Source organism: Spirosoma lituiforme (assembly GCF_054776635.1).
The window spans coordinates 307,518-325,268 of the sequence record NZ_BAAHBO010000004.1; the positions used below are offsets into that span (position 1 = coordinate 307,518).

Genomic DNA, 17,751 nt, shown 5'->3' on the forward strand with positions numbered 1-17,751 from the left:
CGCGGGCCTCAATCATTTCTTTCCCCGAGTCATTGCCCACCCAGAGCTGACTCCGTACGTAACCACTTCAGTATTTTTATCGCCAACTCACGGGCAACTGCCTGTGTATCCCAATGCAAAACAAAACCGGAATTCTTATTCTGACAGGCGTTATTGCAGCCATCTGCATCTACTTTCTGTCATTTACTTTCGTCTCGAACAGCATCAAATCCGACGCCGAGGCTTACGCTACCAACAAACAGGGCGTTGTTGATCGCTCGAAGAAACAGCATTACCTCGATTCGCTCTGGAAAGAGCCCGTCTATTTAGGCAGTACCCTCCAGGAAGTTACCGAGCGCGAACTTGGTCTTGGTCTTGACCTGCAAGGCGGTATGCACGTGGTGCTGGAAATATCGCCCGCTGACATTCTGCGCAGTCTCTCGGGTAACAACCGTGATCCGAAATTTAACCAGGCACTGAAGCAGGCCGTCGAAGATCAGAAAACAAGCACAACCAGCTTTGTTGATCTATTCGCCAGCGCATTCAGCAAGATTGCGCCAGACACCAAGCTGGCTACGGTCTTCGCAACCAGCGCAAACCGGGGGAAAATTAACTACCAGTCGACGGATACCGAGGTTCGGAAGTTACTGAACGAGGAAGTAAATGGCGCGACCACGCGGGCGTTTCAGATCATTCAGGCGCGTGTCGACAAATTTGGTGTCGCTAACCCAAACATCCAGCGGTTACCGGGTTCGGGCCGTATCCAGATCGAATTACCGGGCGTTGATAACCCGGAGCGTATCCGTCGCCTGCTGACGGGGGCTGCCAAGCTTGAGTTTACGGAAGTTTATCGGTTGAACGAACTGGCTCCAGCGCTCGAAGGCATGGGTGCTTATCTGCTCAGCCAGGAAGCCGCCCGAAAAGCCGCGTTAAAAACAACCGCGCCTACGGCCGGAACAGCCGCCAAAGGAACATCGAGCCTGGAATCTCAACTGGCTCAGGGCAGCAAGAAAGATTCAACGGCTAAAAATGACACGAGTGCCGCTTCGGCACAGGGCACCGCGCTGACGCAATTATTTCTGCCCGTTGGCCAGGATCAACTGGGTGTTTACCTGAAAGATACCGCCCGGGCAAACGCCGTACTGAACGCTCCGGAAGTAAAAAGCCTGTTCCCCGCCGATGCATTTTTTGCCTGGGATCGTAAGACGTTCAAAGCAACTGACGGCCGCGAAATCCTGTCGATCTATTTCCTGAAAAAGCCAGGTGGCCGCGCTCCGCTCGAAGGCGATGTCATTACCGAAGCGTCCAATGATTATGATGATCGGGGCCGTCCTGAAGTGACCATGAACATGAACCCTGAAGGGGCTCGTAAGTGGAAAAACCTGACGGCCGCCAACGTTGGTCGGCCGGTAGCTATTCTGCTGGATAACCTGGTTTACACAGCACCAAACGTACAAAATGAGATTCCCAACGGTCGGTCGAGCATTTCGGGTAACTTCACAGTAGAAGAAACCAAAGACATGGCCAACGTTCTGAAAGCGGGTAAGCTACCAGCCCCCACGAACATCGTTGAAGAAAACGTTGTCGGAGCCACCCTGGGTTCGGAAGCGGTTAACGCCGGTGTCCTGTCGTCGATCATCGGTATTTTGCTGGTGCTGGCCTTTGTGGTATTCTACTACAACCGGGCGGGCTTTATTGCCGATATTGCTCTGATTGTCAATCTGTTCTTCCTGATGGGTGTTATGGCCTCGCTGGGCGCGGTATTGACCATGCCCGGTATCGCTGGTATCGTGTTGTCGATCGGTATGGCCGTGGATGCGAACGTCTTGATTTTTGAACGGATCAAAGAAGAGATGGCTTTGGGCAAAGGCTTTAAGCAGGCCGTTGCGGATGGTTTTAAGAACGCCCTTTCGTCGATTATCGACTCGAACGTAACGACTTTCCTGACGGGTGTTGTGTTGTTTATTTTCGGAACAGGCCTGATTCTGGGCTTTGCCACAACCCTGATCATCGGTATTCTGACATCGCTGTTTGCGGCTATCTTCATTACCCGCCTGATGCTGGAGTATTACATCCGGAATGGCAAAACGCTGACCTTTACGTCTTCGTGGGCAAAGAACCTCTTCAAGGATTCTGATTTCGATTTCGTATCGCGCCGGAAACTGTACTACACCGTTTCGTCGGTTATCATTGGTCTGGGTATCATCTCCGCTATTTTCAGAGGCTTCGGTCTGGGTGTCGACTTCAAAGGAGGGCGTTCATACGTCGTTCGTTTTGAAAAGGCGGTTAGCACCGATGAAGTTCGGGACGCTCTGGAGCCCGTGTTAGGTGGCTCGCCTGAAGTAAAAACGTACGGTGGTACGGGTATCGGATCCAACCAGGTGAAGGTAACGACGCCCTATCTGGTCGATGACAATTCGCAGGGAGCCGACAAAAAAGCCGAAGCTACTGTTTACCAGGGCTTGAGCAGCATTAAAGGCAACCCGGCTAAAATTGAAAGCTCGCAGAAAGTAGGGCCAACCATTGCCAACGACTTACTGACATCGGCCTTGTGGTCTATTCTGCTGGCCGTCGCGGTTGTGTTTGTCTATATCCTCATTCGTTTCAAGAAGCTGGCGTTTGGTTACGGAGCCGTTGTGGCCATGTTCCACGATGTTCTGATCATTCTGGCTATCTTTTCGATCTTCAATGGCATCCTGCCGTTCTCGCTGGACGTAGACCAGGCATTTGTGGGTGCCTTGCTCACCATCATGGGTTACTCCATGAATGATACCGTGGTTGTATTTGACCGGGTTCGTGAATACCTGGCTGAAAACAAAGGCAAGAAAGAATCCATTGCAACGATTATCAACAATGCCCTGAACAGTACGCTGAGCCGCACGGCCGTAACGGGTTTCTCAACGATCCTGGTTCTGCTGGTTCTGTTCATTTTCGGTGGCGAAACGATTCGTGGCTTCTCATTCGCCATGCTGATCGGCGTTATCGTGGGTACGTATTCGTCGTTGTTCGTGGCTACGCCAATTGTCGTTGACTCGTTGAGCCGCGATCAGGAAAACGAAACCATCACGCCAACCGTGCTTGCTGCGGATAAGAAAACCGGCTTCGATGCCATTCCGGCCGACTTTACAACGGCAGAACCCACTACACCCGAAGAATTTACAACGAAGAAGGAAAAGAAAGACAAAAAACCACTGATCCGGCCTTCGCAATCGTAGGTTAAATGAGCGAAAGAATGAAAGAGTGAAAGAACGCGAAAAACGGTTGACTGGTTTTTGCTCTTTCGCTCTTTCATTCTTTCGCTCATTTAATTTCGTATATTTCGGGTAAATCCTCATGAATATTTCCCTAGTCGGCACTTTCACCAAACTCTAATTCCTCCTGCATGGAAACCAAATTGAAACCTGTTGATACAAGTGTCTGGCGTAAGAAGCCCCTGGCGGCTTACGAAGCCGACATGAAAAAGAGTGAACTTAAACGTGTACTAACCCGCTGGTCGTTGACCTCGCTGGGTATCGGAGCTGTTATCGGTGGTGGCGTATTCGTGCTTACGGGCATAGCCGCCAACGAATGGGCCGGTCCTGCGTTGGCGCTGGCGTTTGTTATGGCGGGGGTTGCCTGTGCGTTTGCCGCGTTGTGCTACGCTGAGTTTGCCTCAATTCTCCCCGTAGAAGGGTCCGCATACGCCTATTCGTACGGTACGGTCGGTGAAATTTTCGCCTGGCTTATTGGCTGGAACCTGATTCTTGAATACATGATGGGGGCCACAACGGTAGCCGTTAGCTGGTCGGGATATTTCGAAAAACTACTTCATCTGCTCAATATTCACCCGCCTATCTGGCTGATGAATGACCCCGTTACGGCGCAGGAAAAAGCAGAAAAATTGCGGGCTGCCGGCGAGTCTATTCCTGACTTTTCGTTTGCCGTAAACCTGCCTGCGTTTCTGATCGTATGGTGCGTAACGTACGTTCTGGTGAAAGGCATTAAAGAAGCTGCCAGCACCAACAATGCCATCGTTATTCTGAAAGTGGCAACGGTTATTTTTGTCATTGTTGCCGGAGCCTTTTACGTCGATGCGTCTAACTGGACGCCTTTCATTCCAGAGCCAGTGATTGATGCCGGTGGTCAGCAACATTACGGTTTCAACGGCATTGTTACCGCAGCTGGCATCGTGTTTTTCGCCTACATCGGTTTCGATGCTGTTTCAACCCAGGCCGGGGAAGCCATCAACCCCAAGAAAGACGTTCCATTCGCTATCATTGCCTCACTTATTATTTGTACCGTTCTGTACATTCTGGTTTCGCTGGTGCTGACGGGTATGGTAAAATACGACGCGCTGGATTTGAAAGCGCCGGTAGCACAGGCGTTTGCCGATCAGGGCTTGACCTGGGCGGTATACCTAATTACGATTGCGGCCATTGCCGGTCTGACATCGGTAATGCTGGTGATGATGCTCGGCCAGACCCGTATTTTTCTGGGTATGGCGAAGGATGGTCTTCTCCCTAAAAACCTGTTCGCATCGATTCACCCAACGTTTAAAACACCCTGGAAGAGCACGATTCTGGTTGGTGGTATTGTCTCGGTTGTAGCGGCACTGACTCCCATCGATAAGGTATCTGAACTGTGTTCGTCGGGAACGCTGCTGGCGTTTGCCATGATCTGCGGAGCCGTTTGGTTGTTACGCGTTCGGGAGCCAAATCTGGAACGCCCTTACAAAACACCCGCCCTGCCTGTCGTGGCAACGCTGGGCATCTTGGCGAACCTGTATCTGATGTACAACCTGCGTACCGATACCAAAATCTCGTTCCTGATCTGGTGTTCGCTTGGCCTTGTCGTCTACTTCCTGTACAGCCGGAAACACAGCCATTTGAACAATCCTGAAGAATAGATTTGATCTGCTGTAGTTATAAAAGCTGTTTTCAAACGCTCTATTCAGGCGTGATTTTACCAGATAGCCCGCCATGCCGAAACTACGGGGCGGCCCGAGCGGTTCGGCATGACGCGCCAGGAAATTACTTTATATAAGTCTAGAGATGGCCCCCGGCAACTTGTTGGGGGCCATCTTACGTTTACGAAACAACCTACTCGTTCCACCATGTCTGACGCTTCACTGATCATGCGCTCCGTATACCCGTTTGAGCCGGATCTGCTGACTGAACTTGATCTGGTGGTTCAGGCCCGAACCGTCGATCCGGGAACAGTGCTTATCGAACCGGGTCAACTCATGCGGTACGTCCCGATTGTTCTAGCAGGGCGTATCAAAATCATTCGTCCCGATGAAAACTCGGGCGAATTGCTCCTGTACTACCTGAATCCAGCGGATTCATGCGCGTTGTCGATGGGTAGTTTGTTGTCAGGAGAAGCAAGCCCCATTATGGCCGTTGTGGAGGAGAAAGCGCAGATTCTGATGATTCCCGTTGAGCAAGCGGAGCGTTGGATGGGCCAGTACGCAAGCTGGCGAAAGTTTGTTTTTCAAACCTACCAGAAACGGTTCGATAATCTTCTTCAAACGCTCGATTGGGTCGCCTTCCGGCAATTGGATGAGCGTCTTCTGGCATACCTCCATCAGAAAGCTGCCCTCGTTAGCGGGCGCCATCTCTACGTTACCCACGAGACCATTGCCCGCGATCTGCACACATCCCGCGAGGTTATATCCCGGCTATTAAAACAGCTGGAACGGCGAGGATGGGTGAGTATAGCCCGCAATAAAATCAGTTTGACTAGCCCGTCTCTTCAGCAGCCCACTGTGTGATAACAGTCACACAACGAGTCGTTCGGGCGTGGTACCTTTGTTGCGTCAGGTATTAAAACAAGCGAATGACACCCCCGTGTTCCTTTAAAATGCACGGACCTCGTTCTGCACTTGGTGCCCCGACTGGCTCATGGCCGCTATATTTGCCGATTGGCAGGAGCCTTCATCCGATTTTGACAAAGCAGTAACCTGGCCGGACGGCACAACTACCCAACGAACGGGTTACGTTATTCCATGACATCAACAGAACTATTTGGGTATACATCAGCGGTCATTGTGGGGTTGGTTATTGGCCTGGCCGGAGGGGGCGGCTCGATTTTGACGGTACCCATTTTCGTCTACGTCTTTCATATCCCGGCTGTTCTGGCGACTACCTATTCGCTGTTTGTTGTGGGAGCCACCTCAACCATCGGGTCAATAAACCACACATGGAACAAGCGGGTCGATTTGCGGGTAACGGCAGCGTTTGCCCTTCCGTCGTTTATTTCGGTCTATCTGAGTCGCCGATTTCTGGTTCCGGCCCTACCCGACCCGCTGTTTCAGTTCGAACGCTTTACGTTGTCGAAGAGCCAGGCCATTCTTTATTTCTTTGCCATAGTGATGATCATTGCGGCCCGGGCTATGATTCGCAGTGATCGACCCGAACAGGGCGAAGCGGCTGATGGGCGTCCGCGGTATAGCAGTCTGGGACTGGATGGTCTGGCCGTCGGTTTGCTTACGGGCACCATTGGCGCGGGGGGTGGTTTTCTGATTGTGCCCATGCTGGTGCTGCTGGCCGGCTTACCCGTTCAGCGGGCGGTGGCCACATCTGTACTCATTATTGCGGTCAATTCAATCGTCGGCTTTTTGGGTGATATTCAACACACCGATCTGAACTGGAATTTTCTGTTGCCTTTTACGGGTTTATCCATCATCGGCATTTTTGCCGGCATGTATTTGGCTCAATTTGTTGCCCCCGACAAGCTTAAAAAAGGGTTCGGCTGGTTTGTGCTGGTCGTAGCCGCCTATATGCTTAGCCGGGAATTGCTGTAACACGGACAAGATGTCCGCACCAATATAACCCAAAAGAGCGGATAAGATGTCCGCATTATGTATGATCATCGAACAACTGTATACAGGTTGCCTGGCTCAGGGGGCTTATTATATCGAAAGCAACGGCGAAGCCGCCATCATTGATCCACTGCGCGAAACATCGCCCTATACCCGAAAAACCGAGAAGGCCGGAGCGAAAATCAAGTATGTTTTTGAGACGCATTTCCACGCCGATTTTGTGTCAGGGCATATCGACTTAGCGAAAAAAACGGGCGCGACCATTGTGTATGGTCCCCATGCCAAAACCAGTTATGAGGCCTACCACGCGGCCGATGGCGAAACGTTTGCCTTGGGCGATGTAACGATAAAGGTTTTACACACGCCCGGTCATACACCCGAATCGACAACGTACCTGCTCATCGACGAGACAGGCAGGGAACGGGCAATCTTCACGGGCGATACGCTTTTCATTGGCGATGTCGGTCGGCCGGACCTGGCAATCAAAGGGGAACTGACCGAACGCGATCTGGCCGGTATGCTCTACGATAGTCTCCAGAGCAAAATTATGCCGTTGCCCGACGACGTACTTGTTTACCCGGCCCACGGCGCCGGGTCGGCCTGTGGGAAAAACATGAGCAAGGAAACAACCGATACGCTTGGCAACCAGAAGCGGTTCAATTACGCCCTCCGGGCTACCTCCAGAGAAGAGTTTATCGGGAAAGTGCTTGACGGCCTGACAGCGGCACCCGCCTATTTTGCGGAAAATGCCCGGCTCAACAAAGAAGGGTACGAGCCCATTGACCGTGTCATGAAACGGGGTAGTCAGGCGCTTTCGCCCGATGCGTTCGAAGCGGCCGTTAATGAAGTCAGCGCGTTGATTCTGGACGTGCGTGATGCGGCTGATTTCGCCAACGGGTTTATTCCCAACGCGATCAATATTGGTTTGAACGGGCAGTTCGCTCCCTGGGTCGGTGCCCTGATTCCGGAGTTGACCCAACCTATTGCGCTGGTTGCACCCGCCGGTCAGGAGAGCGAAACGGTTCTACGACTGGCCCGCGTTGGATACGATCATTGTATTGGTTTTTTAGACGGCGGCTTTTCGGCCTGGCGGCAGGCGGGTAAAGAGTTCGATACCATCGAGTCTATTTCGGCGGAGGAGTTTGCGAAGCGCTGGCAGCAGAACCCGGACATTCCGGTTGTTGATGTGCGTAAACCAACTGAGTTTGCGAATGAACACATTAAAGGAGCCGAGAACTTATCCCTCGACGACCTCAACGACCATATGACCGAGATCAGCCGTACCGAACCCGTTTACGTTCACTGCGCGGGTGGTTATCGCTCCATGGTAGCCAATTCGATCCTGAAAGCCCGCGGGTTCGATAATGTCGTTAATGTAGCTGGTGGCCTGGCAGCCATTCGTCAAGTCGATATACCGGTTGTTACGGAACTACCTGCTAACCACTGATTCTGCGCATCATGCTCGATTTTATTACCCAACCCTGGCCCTGGTATGTCGCCGGAACGCTGATCGGTCTGACCGTACCGACCCTGCTCATTCTGGGCAATAAAGCATTCGGCATTTCCTCCTCGTTGCGGCACATTTGTGCGGCTTGCATACCCGCCAACATTAGTTTTTTCAACTACGACTGGCGTAAAGAAGCCTGGAACCTTTGGTTTGTCGGGGGTATTCTGATCGGTGGATTGATCGGCGGTACGCTGCTGAAAAACCCGGCAGCTATGGCTATTTCGCCAAACACCCTACACGATTTGCGGGATCTGGGCATCCACGATTTCACCAGCGGCCTGATGCCGACGGACATCTTTACCTGGCAGAACCTGTTTACGGCTAAGGGGCTGCTGTTCTTCGTCGTTGGGGGTTTTCTGGTTGGCTTTGGCACACGCTACGCAGGCGGTTGCACGTCGGGCCACGCCATTATGGGCCTGTCGAATCTACAATGGCCATCGCTCGTGGCAACCCTTAGTTTTATGGCTGGTGGTTTTGCCATGACGCATCTGTTTCTGCCTTACCTGATGCATTGGGTTGGGTTTTGAATCCCATTATGGCCCAACCAGCCAGAGCCTGTTTGAATCACCCAACTACCAATACCCCGAAAAGCAATGATGTCTATAAATCAAAAAGAGGATATAGAGACTACACCAAAACCTCCCCAACCAGCTAATTGGCGATTGGGCCTGGTAGGTATCTTCTTCGGGATCGTGTTTGTAAAGGCCGAAGTGATTTCCTGGTTTCGCATTCAGGAGATGTTTCGCCTGGACTCCTTCCATATGTACGGCGTCATCGGCACTGCGGTCGCGGTCGGCATGTTGTCCGTCCAGCTCATCAAACGACTAGCCATCAAAACGGTACAGGGCGACCCTATTTCCATACAGCCAAAGCAGTTTAACAAGGGTCAGGTATACGGAGGTCTTTTGTTTGGCTTTGGCTGGGCTATTACCGGCGCATGTCCGGGGCCACTTTTTGCCCAGATCGGGGCGGGTTACCCGGTTGTGCTTACCACCTTGCTAAGTGCTATTGGCGGCACCTGGGTATACGGAGCCATTCGGGATCGGTTGCCCCATTAACCATAAATAGCCAGTTGCCAGCAGTCATAAACGCCTTCGGCAACTGGCTATTCTATTTTACTACTTCTTCTCCGGCATGAGCACCAACCGGATCAGGTTTGGGCCGAAATACTGATTGGCGGCCGCTTTTGTACTCTCTACGGTCACCTTATCCAACTGCTCACTCTCGTGCAGAACCTCGTCTGGCGCATCGCCATTATAATACTGATTCTGAAGATACCCCAGCCAGAACTGATTGTCTTTCAGCTGTACTTCGGTTTCACGACGGGTTTCGGCCTTGAATTTGGCAATGTCGGCAGGTAACGCTCCCTTTTGCTTGAGGTCATTAATCAACTCCTGCGTTTTGGCAATGAGTTTGTCGACGTTTTCGGGGGCACAGCCAAAGTTAATACGAAAGGTGTAGCGCGGCACCGGATACTTGGCATACGCAGCATTAGCGCCTACACCGTATACGCCACTTTCTTCTTCCCGAAGTTTTTCGATCAGCTTGATTTCCAGCACTTCGGCCAGCGCATCCAGTTGTGTAGCGGTCTCTGGCGACCAGGCTACGTCGCCGGTGTAAATCAGTTGCACAGCAGCCTTCGGATCAACGCCCCTGTACACGGTCTTGCTGATCTGCCCTTTGGGTGCCCGAATGCCGAGGTCTGTAAATTTTTCTGCTTTGTCCGTTGACGGAAGTCCACCCAGGTATTTTTCAACCAGTGGTTTCAGCTGATCTTCTTTAACGTTGCCGACAAAGTAGAAGGTAAAATCACCCGCATTGGCGAATCGTTCCTGGTAAATAGTCAACGCCCGGTCGAGATCAATTTTATCAAGGTCTTCGGGTTTGAGCGGTTGCCGCCGTGGGTTGTTATTGCCCAAGGTAACGGTTACGGTATCCTGAAATACGCCTTGGGGTGTTGGTGTGTTGATTCGGTTTTGCAAAGCACTCCGCTGATTCGACAAGAACCCTTTCACTACATCAGGATCTTTCCGGGGTTGCGTAAAATAGCTATAGAGCAGTTGTAAGGCAGTTTCCAGATCTTTCGGGGCCGCGCTGCCATTGATGCCTTCGCTTAGTTCGCCCACGTAAGGAAATACGCTTACCTGCTTGCCCGACAGGAATTTACCCAGCTGAATTTGATTATACGCACCCGTGCCACCCATGGCCGCCAGCGTAGACGAGAACCGCGCCGATTGAAAATCATTCAGGTTATACAATGACGTGCCACCGAAACTACTCGCTGAAAACAGAATCTGGTCATTCTTAAAATTGGTGGGCTTCACCACCACCCGTACTCCATTCTTCAATGTCCATTCGGTCACGCCAATGTCTTTGATCTGCTTTTCGCTCACAATGGGCGAAGCAGTGGGTTGCGTTGCCAGTAGTGGACTATCCAGCGTTTTGTCTTCGTAAGCCGTTAGCCCTTTCCCCGCGTCATCGACATAGCTAATAATCTGTTCGACCGTTGGGAGTTTGGCTTTCTCTCGCTCAGGAGCCATGACAATAACGGCCCGGTTATCGTTGTGAATAAACTGATCGACGAGCGCGTTGACCTCGGCGAGTTTAATCCCGTCCTGCTCTTTTTTCAGGAAGGCGTAATAAAACTCGATGCTGGTATAAGGTGCTTTATCCGTGAAGTTTTGTACATACTCATTCACGTAATTAACCGAACGGGTTTTGTCGCGTTCGCTGTAGGCCTGTTCCACATTGGTCATAAACTCCTGTTTGGCACGAGCCAATTCCGTTGGCGTAAAGCCAAACTGCTTTACGCGGGCATTTTCATCGAGCACTGCCCGGATGGCCCGCTCAACGTTTCCTTCCTTGGCCACCGCAATGGACGTGAACGCATCCAGATTGCCCAGAAAATCGCTATAGTTGCTGTAGCCGCCCAAAAATGGCGGGTCGGCACGTTGCGTCAGCTCCTGAATCCGGTTGCCAAGCATGGTGTTGAAAAGCCCCCGCTTAATGCTCTCCCGTAGATCATTCAGCGTTTTTTCCTTGATTTCGGGTCGTTTGTAAATGACCTGCACCACCGTATTGGGCTGTTCGGGATCCGTCACGATGACTACTTTCGTGTCTTTATGCACTGGAATGTCGTATTCGGTGCGCGGCTTCGGTGTTTTAACGGCGGGAATTCGACCAAATTTTTCGCGGATAATTCCTTCAACCTGCTTCATGTCGAAGTCCCCAACGGCAATCACGGCCATCAGGTCAGGACGATACCAGTCTTTGTAAAATTGCCGCAGCACTTCAGGTTTGAACGTCGTTAACACCTGCTCGGTACCGATAGGCAGGCGCTTGGCATACTGCGAGTTGTTCAGAAGAACCGGAAAATAGTTATCACGCATCCGCTGACCCGCACCGCGCCCAAGCCGCCGTTCTTCCAGAATAACACCGCGCTCTTTATCAACTTCGGCGGGGTCTATGGTCGCGTTATGCGCCCAGTCTTCGAGAATCTGAAATGCCTGGTTGAAAACACGGGCGGAATCCGTCGGAACGGGCAGTTGGTAAACCGTTTCATCGAAGCCGGTATACGCATTCAGATCGGCTCCGAAACGCACCCCTGCCGACTGCAGGAAGTTAACCAACTCATTTTTAGGAAAGTTTTTCGTGCCATTGAACTCCATATGCTCCATGAAGTGGGCCAGCCCCTGCTGGTTATCATTTTCCAGCACCGATCCCGCCCGAATGACCAGCCGCAGTTCGGCCCGGTTTTTCGGCTCTGCATTTTTGCGAATGTAATAGGTTAAGCCATTGGGCAGCTTCCCCACCTTAACGTCGGGATCGAGTGGAATCGGGCTACTGAGATTGGGCGTTGTGGTCGTTGAGACAACTGACCGGGACATGTTTTTTTTCGCTACGGACTTAGCGTTGGGTGTGGATTGAGCCAGCACCAGGGTTGCACTGAACAGCAGGCTCAGGCATAAGGGGAAACGTACCATTCGGTCGCTTGAATTGGATTGTGGTCTTGACTAGGAACTATGGAACAATAACGCGCTGAAGCGGGGAATCGTTTAGTGTTTCCATGCCAGAAATACAGCGACCAGAATTGACGCAATCAGAGACAACCAGCAAAGCAAAATGACCTGCATCAGCGCATGAATCGTCCCGAATTCATCGTTAAGGCTAGCCTCCCGTAAAAATTAATGTGACGTCAGCTGGGGTGATCCGTAAAGCTGGTATGTGCAGTTTTACGAAACTGTGGCAGTGGGCTGTGTTCTCACCGCCCACTTATCCGGATGATGACCTGGTTGCTGACGCTCATTTAGGCTGTAAAAACACAACCCACGGAGAAGTACGTCGGAGCGCGCAACCGTCCGCTCGCTTTAATGTTGAGAAGCTGGCACCACCTCTACGGCGTGCATATCCTGTTTCGGCGCATCGCAGGTTGAACACACGTAGTCGGGAGGTAGCTGACTAAACGGTGTACCAGCCGGAATACCGCACCGGCTATCGCCATACTGTTCGTCATACACCGTGAAGCAGTGGCTACATTGATGGACAACCACAATATCAACGGGCACAGTAGGTTCAGATCGTTCTTTCTCCACTCGAACTGTTTCTACCCGCTCCTGCGACCGGCGCGCATTGAACTTTCGGCACAACCGGTTTAACTGATTGGGTACGTGCATCTTCAACAACCCTTTTTCGGCCAGGTGATAGACGCGGCTGTTGGGGTTAAAATTCTCCGTGTAGTACAAATCGTACACGCTGAACAGGGCCAGCTGGCCTATTTGAAGTAAGGGGCGCTGCCGAATCAAGACAGAGCCGAACACTTCTGACTTGGCGCGCGTCTGGATACCGAAACACAGGCCGAACGTTCGTGTATCGTTTTTCTCAAAGTTCCGGATCACGTAATTTTTCAGTTCCGTACCGGCATCCGTGTGGTCTTCCGTTTGCCAGGCTAACTCGTTGGCCGCGTGGCGCACGTTGATGTTGTGCTTGCCGAGGATGTACGACCAGGTAGCCCGATCTTTTTCTTCTATTCCTTTTATGATGAGCGACTTCCAGGGGGTAACGCACAACTCGCCGATGCGGGTTTTGAGACACAATGCGCAGACATCCAATAAAAAAGCAATCGAAAACTGCTCATCCCGGCGGTAAAGCCCTAACCACGAACGCTCCCCGTATCGGTTAAAGCCTTCGTAATACGGCAGCGAAAAATCAGGTAGTTCGACTTCCTCATTGGCGGGTTGAGTAATAAAATTCTGACCGGTCGTAACGAGTTTGTATAACGCTTCGTTGCCCGCGTACTCTTGTTGTAGCATGGTCTCTTCGACCGCTTTAGCCAGCCGACCGATGTCGTTGGTGTATACCAGCGCCGGCCATCGGAACAAGCTGTTGTGTTGTTTCGGACGAATGTAGAGGTACCAGAAATGAGGCTCGGGCGACGCAATGAAGTTGAGATTTCCGGTAAAGAAGGGCGTAAAGCTCTGGTTCGAATCAGACAGGTTTACTTTAAGCTGGGGCTGGTAGTCAAACTGATCCAGTACCGTATGATACTCGCTTTCCCGAAGCCAGGCCCCCGTCCGAAATACGTTTTCCCCGCAATAGGAGCTGATTATATTCGGGTACTGCTCCGAATTTAGCTCATACGCAATCTGGTGCTGCTTCAGATCTTTTTCCAGAAACCGCATGTCTTCGTAATGCACCGTCATCAGCAACTGCTGTCGGGAGCCAAAACGCACCCGCCGAACCTTCGCGTCATAGGCCAGCGACAGAATCGTTTGTAACGTGCCCGGCGAAGCAATGCCGGCAGGCAGGTTGATTTTTACGTTGTAATAGTCGCGCATTCTTTCATTGTTTCTAAAATACTACGCACTTCGGGTCGACACGAGCCACAACCTGTTCCAGCTCCCGTTTTCCGGCATAACTGCTGAAAATCAGTACATCCGGCCTGAATAGCCCGCTCCAGATTACCCTGACCAACGGTGTTGCAGGAGCAAACCAGCTTGCCCTCCAGCGGATCCACTTTTTTGCTGGCCCGCAGGAGCTGGAGTCGTTTTTCGGATAGTTCGGTACCATTGGCAATCAACTCCCGAAATTCGGCAAACTCGTTTTTGTCGCCCACCAGAATAGCCCCAACCAGTTTGTCGCCGTGCACGATGCACTTCTTATAATACCGCTTCGATTTATCGATAAAGACGATCTCTTCGTAATCGCGCCCGGCATTAACGGGTACTTCGGTCAGGCCCATGCTGCACAGGTGCAAGCCTTCCATTTTCAGAATACTGATGGAGAGGCTTCCTCGGTAAGGCTGCGAAATATCACCGGCAATGAAGCGGGCCGCCGTTTCTGCCTGTTGCTCCGCGGCCAGGGTAATGCCCCACATCTGGCCGTTCCACTGCGCCACCTCGCCAGCGGCAAAAATGTCGGGATCAGAGGTTTGCAGGTAATCGTTCACCACCACGCCCCGGTTGCAGGTGAGGCCAGCTTCGCGGGCAAGTTCGATGTTGGCAACCGTGCCAATGGCCATGACCACCACCTGACAGTTCAACTTTTTGCCCGACTTCAATTGAATGCCTTCAACGGTATCGGTGCCCATAAATGTCTGCACTTCTTCGTTGAAATAGACCTCAATACCCCGGTCAAGGAGTTCCAGGTAGAGTAGTTCACTGGCCAGCGAGTCGAGCTGACGTTCCATAAACCGGCCCGCCCGCTGAATAACCGTTACCCGCACCTGTATCTGACGCAACGAAGCCGCCAGTTCGAGCCCCAGTAATCCACCACCTATAATAACGGCATGAGGGTCGCTCTGATTCAGGAATGGCATGAGCGAATCCGCATCGAGCCGCGAACGCATGTTGAAGATTCCCGGCAAACGGGGAATCCCTTTGGGCATAAATGCCTGGCTACCGGTACCCAGTATGATCTTGTCATAGGTATGCTCCACCCCGTTGGTATCAACCACAACCTTCGCATTCCGGTCGATATGCGCAATGCCTACACCTTTATGAACAATGATCCGCGCTTCGGCAAACTGATCTTCCCGTAGTTTGACCAACTGATCCCACGATTGCGCACCACTGATGTAATCGGGCAGCAAAACACGGTTATAGAACGGGTAAATTTCTTTGGAGAAAACATGAAGTTCGTCGTTAACTGGTGTCGCCGGGCTTTCGATCCGGCCTGATTTCAAGGCTCGGTACGCATTAATGAAGCCCAAACCAGCCGAACCAGCACCAATAATGATGATTTTCTCGACGGGCTTGCTATACGGACTGACTTCCACCGCGGAGAACTTGAAATCAGGCTCTTTGGAGCGCGAATCAACAAGCGCGTTTGTCAAATTATTGGCCCGGTTCAGGTTGCTCCCCACCGACGATCCGGCCATTACTTTTCCCCAGTGCATGGGCAGAAAGCACAGACCCGGACGAACATCTTCCGTTAGTTGCGCTTTCACCCGAACCTCACCCCGGCGGCCCCGCACCTCAACCAGCTGTCCCTCTTCAATACCGCGCGCTTTTGCATCGCCGGGATGAATTTGCAGGAAAGGCTGCGGGATGTGCTGGTTCAGCTTGGCCACGCGTCCGGTCTTGGTCATGGTGTGCCACTGGTCGCGAATACGACCCGTGGTTAAGACGAGCGGAAAATCCTTATCGATTGGCTCGGAGGTATTTTCGTCGGGCACCGCATGGATTTGCGCCCGGCCATTGGGCGTGTAGAATCGGTTATTGGTAAAGAGCCGTTTCGTACCAACTTGATTGTCAAGGCTCCCCGCCGGAATTTTCGGTATCCGGCTTTCCTTTTCAGCTTTTGAATAAGGCCACTGGACGGTACGTTTTTGCTTGAGCAACTCATACGTTACACCCGTAATATCGACGTTCGTGCCTTCGGTAAGCCGGGCGTACTCATCGTACACGGCCGAGGTATTGGTGTAGGCAAAAGCATCGCCGTAGCCCATTTTCTGCGCAAATCGCCAGATAATTTCCGAATCGGGCAGGGCTTCGCCGGGCGCGTCTAGCACTTTAGGCAAGTATGCAATCCGGCGTTCGGCATTGGTCATCGTTCCTTCCTTTTCGAGCCAGGCCGCAGCGGGTAGAACCACATCGGCAAACTGCACCGTATCCGCCCGGTTCGATATATCCTGTACGACCACGAAACGTGCGTTTTTCAGCGCCGTCTCCGTAGCGTTGACATCGGGCATACTAACCAAAGGGTTAGTGTTAATAATCCAGATGGCTTTCAACCGGTCGTCGGCCAGCGCATCAACCATTTCGGTAGCCGTCAGGCCGGGCTTGGCCGCAATATTAACCGGGCTGTTCCAGAACGCTTCCACCTCGGCGCGGTGTGCGGCATTCACGACATCGCGGTGAGCGGGTAAACTGTTGGCCAGACCTCCCGTTTCACGACCACCCATGGCATTGGGCTGGCCCGTCAGAGAAAATGGGCCATTGCCGGGTTTACCGATACGACCCGTAATCAGGTGTAGATTAATGAGCGACAGATTTTTGTTCACCCCAACGACCGACTGATTCAGCCCCATTGTCCAGAGGGACAGAAACCCTTTTGACCGGCCAATCCAGTCAGCGACTGTTTGAATGGCTTCGGGTGAGATACCACAAATGTCGGCGGCTTCCTCTACCGAGCGCTGCATTACCTGCTCCTGGTAGGCGGTAAATCCATCGGCGTGGTTGGCAATGAAGTCAGCGTCGATGTCGCCATTCTCGATCAGTAACCGTCCGATAGCGTTGTTCAGTACGATATCGGTTCCCGGACGAATGGGCAAATGAAGATCCGACGAACGAGCCGTATCGGTTCGGCGCGGATCAACACAAATGATTTTGACGTGCGGATTGGCGGCTTTGTGAGCCTCGATCCGACGCCAGAGAATGGGGTGGCACCAGGCAGGGTTCGCACCCTGCACCAGAAAAACGTCGGCTTCCTCAATATCGTCGTAACAAACCGGCACCGAATCTTCGCCCAGCGACAACTTGTAGCCGACCACCGCCGAACTCATGCACAGCCGCGAATTCGTGTCGATGTTGTTGGAGCCAATAAAGCCTTTGATGAGTTTATTGACCAGGTAATATTCTTCCGTCAGGCATTGTCCCGACACATAAAACGCAACCGAGTCCGGGCCGTATTTCTGAATAAACGTGCTGAATACAGCGGCTGTTCGCTCCAGAGCCTCGTCCCAGCTTACCCGTTGCATAGGCCTGTTGCGATTCAGACGCATCTGCGGATAAAGCAGCCGATCTGACTGATCCATAACGGTATAATGCAGATTCATGCCCTTCGAGCACAGCATGCCCCGATTGGATGGGTGCTGTTTGTCGCCCTCAACGGTCAGTCGTCCGTTCGGTTCCTGTTTGACTACAATTCCACAGCCAACACCACAATAGCAACAGGTCGTTTGATGAGTCATGTTTTTGCAATTGATTGAAACACTGATTTTTAAGATCAGGAAGATTTTATTGATCTG

General features: G+C 52.1%; 10 protein-coding genes. 7 read left to right on the top strand and 3 right to left on the bottom strand.

All coding sequences use genetic code 11. From position 1 onward, the window contains the following. Window positions 1–113 precede the first annotated feature (113 nt). The 7 genes from secDF to ACYU87_RS16770 all read left to right on the top strand — a co-directional run bounded on the left by secDF (window position 114) and on the right by ACYU87_RS16770 (window position 9,343). Window positions 114–3,194 carry a protein translocase subunit SecDF gene (secDF, locus tag ACYU87_RS16740; protein WP_461135224.1) on the top strand — a complete coding sequence of 1,027 codons (3,081 nt, stop codon included), beginning with the start codon at window positions 114–116 and terminating at the stop codon, window positions 3,192–3,194. A gap of 167 nt (window positions 3,195–3,361) precedes the next feature. Continuing rightward, window positions 3,362–4,864, top strand: coding sequence for an APC family permease (locus tag ACYU87_RS16745; RefSeq protein WP_461135225.1), 1,503 nt, complete (start codon window positions 3,362–3,364; stop codon window positions 4,862–4,864). A 207-nt stretch (window positions 4,865–5,071) separates the two neighbouring features. Then, entirely contained in the window at window positions 5,072–5,728 is a 657-nt protein-coding gene (locus tag ACYU87_RS16750; RefSeq protein ID WP_461135226.1) for a Crp/Fnr family transcriptional regulator, read from the top strand. 234 nt (window positions 5,729–5,962) lie between these two features. Then, window positions 5,963–6,760, top strand: a complete 798-nt coding sequence (locus ACYU87_RS16755; protein WP_461135227.1) for a sulfite exporter TauE/SafE family protein — start codon at window positions 5,963–5,965, stop codon at window positions 6,758–6,760. A 61-nt stretch (window positions 6,761–6,821) separates the two neighbouring features. After that, entirely contained in the window at window positions 6,822–8,225 is a 1,404-nt protein-coding gene (locus tag ACYU87_RS16760) for an MBL fold metallo-hydrolase (protein WP_461135228.1), read from the top strand. 11 nt (window positions 8,226–8,236) lie between these two features. Beyond that, a complete protein-coding gene (locus ACYU87_RS16765; RefSeq protein ID WP_461135229.1) occupies window positions 8,237–8,812 on the top strand; it encodes a YeeE/YedE family protein in 576 nt (191 codons plus the stop codon). A 66-nt stretch (window positions 8,813–8,878) separates the two neighbouring features. Further along, complete coding sequence (locus ACYU87_RS16770) at window positions 8,879–9,343, top strand: DUF6691 family protein (RefSeq protein ID WP_461135230.1); 465 nt, start codon at window positions 8,879–8,881, stop codon at window positions 9,341–9,343. A gap of 60 nt (window positions 9,344–9,403) precedes the next feature. Here the strand turns inward: ACYU87_RS16770 and ACYU87_RS16775 are convergent, their stop codons facing one another. The 3 genes from ACYU87_RS16775 to ACYU87_RS16785 all read right to left on the bottom strand — a co-directional run bounded on the left by ACYU87_RS16775 (window position 9,404) and on the right by ACYU87_RS16785 (window position 17,694). Continuing rightward, window positions 9,404–12,268 (bottom strand): M16 family metallopeptidase, encoded by a 2,865-nt coding sequence (locus ACYU87_RS16775; RefSeq protein ID WP_461135231.1) that lies wholly within the window; start codon window positions 12,266–12,268, stop codon window positions 9,404–9,406. Window positions 12,269–12,652: 384 nt separating this feature from the next. Beyond that, window positions 12,653–14,119, bottom strand: a complete 1,467-nt coding sequence (locus ACYU87_RS16780; RefSeq protein WP_461135232.1) for a rubredoxin — start codon at window positions 14,117–14,119, stop codon at window positions 12,653–12,655. After that, window positions 14,098–17,694, bottom strand: a complete 3,597-nt coding sequence (locus ACYU87_RS16785) for a molybdopterin-dependent oxidoreductase (protein WP_461135233.1) — start codon at window positions 17,692–17,694, stop codon at window positions 14,098–14,100. The genes ACYU87_RS16780 and ACYU87_RS16785 overlap by 22 nt, the downstream gene beginning before the upstream one ends. Window positions 17,695–17,751 lie beyond the last annotated feature (57 nt).

Bases quoted from the DNA above. Each gene is read 5' to 3' on its own strand.
- secDF (WP_461135224.1), top strand. From the start codon at position 114: ATGCAAAACAAAACCGGAATTCTTATTCTGACAGGCGTTATTGCAGCC.
- ACYU87_RS16750 (WP_461135226.1), top strand. From the start codon at position 5,072: ATGTCTGACGCTTCACTGATCATGCGCTCCGTATACCCGTTTGAGCCG.
- ACYU87_RS16765 (WP_461135229.1), top strand. From the start codon at position 8,237: ATGCTCGATTTTATTACCCAACCCTGGCCCTGGTATGTCGCCGGAACG.
- ACYU87_RS16760 (WP_461135228.1), top strand. From the start codon at position 6,822: ATGATCATCGAACAACTGTATACAGGTTGCCTGGCTCAGGGGGCTTAT.
- ACYU87_RS16780 (WP_461135232.1), bottom strand. From the start codon at position 14,119: ATGCGCGACTATTACAACGTAAAAATCAACCTGCCTGCCGGCATTGCT.
- ACYU87_RS16745 (WP_461135225.1), top strand. From the start codon at position 3,362: ATGGAAACCAAATTGAAACCTGTTGATACAAGTGTCTGGCGTAAGAAG.
- ACYU87_RS16770 (WP_461135230.1), top strand. From the start codon at position 8,879: ATGATGTCTATAAATCAAAAAGAGGATATAGAGACTACACCAAAACCT.
- ACYU87_RS16775 (WP_461135231.1), bottom strand. From the start codon at position 12,268: ATGGTACGTTTCCCCTTATGCCTGAGCCTGCTGTTCAGTGCAACCCTG.
- ACYU87_RS16755 (WP_461135227.1), top strand. From the start codon at position 5,963: ATGACATCAACAGAACTATTTGGGTATACATCAGCGGTCATTGTGGGG.
- ACYU87_RS16785 (WP_461135233.1), bottom strand. From the start codon at position 17,694: ATGACTCATCAAACGACCTGTTGCTATTGTGGTGTTGGCTGTGGAATT.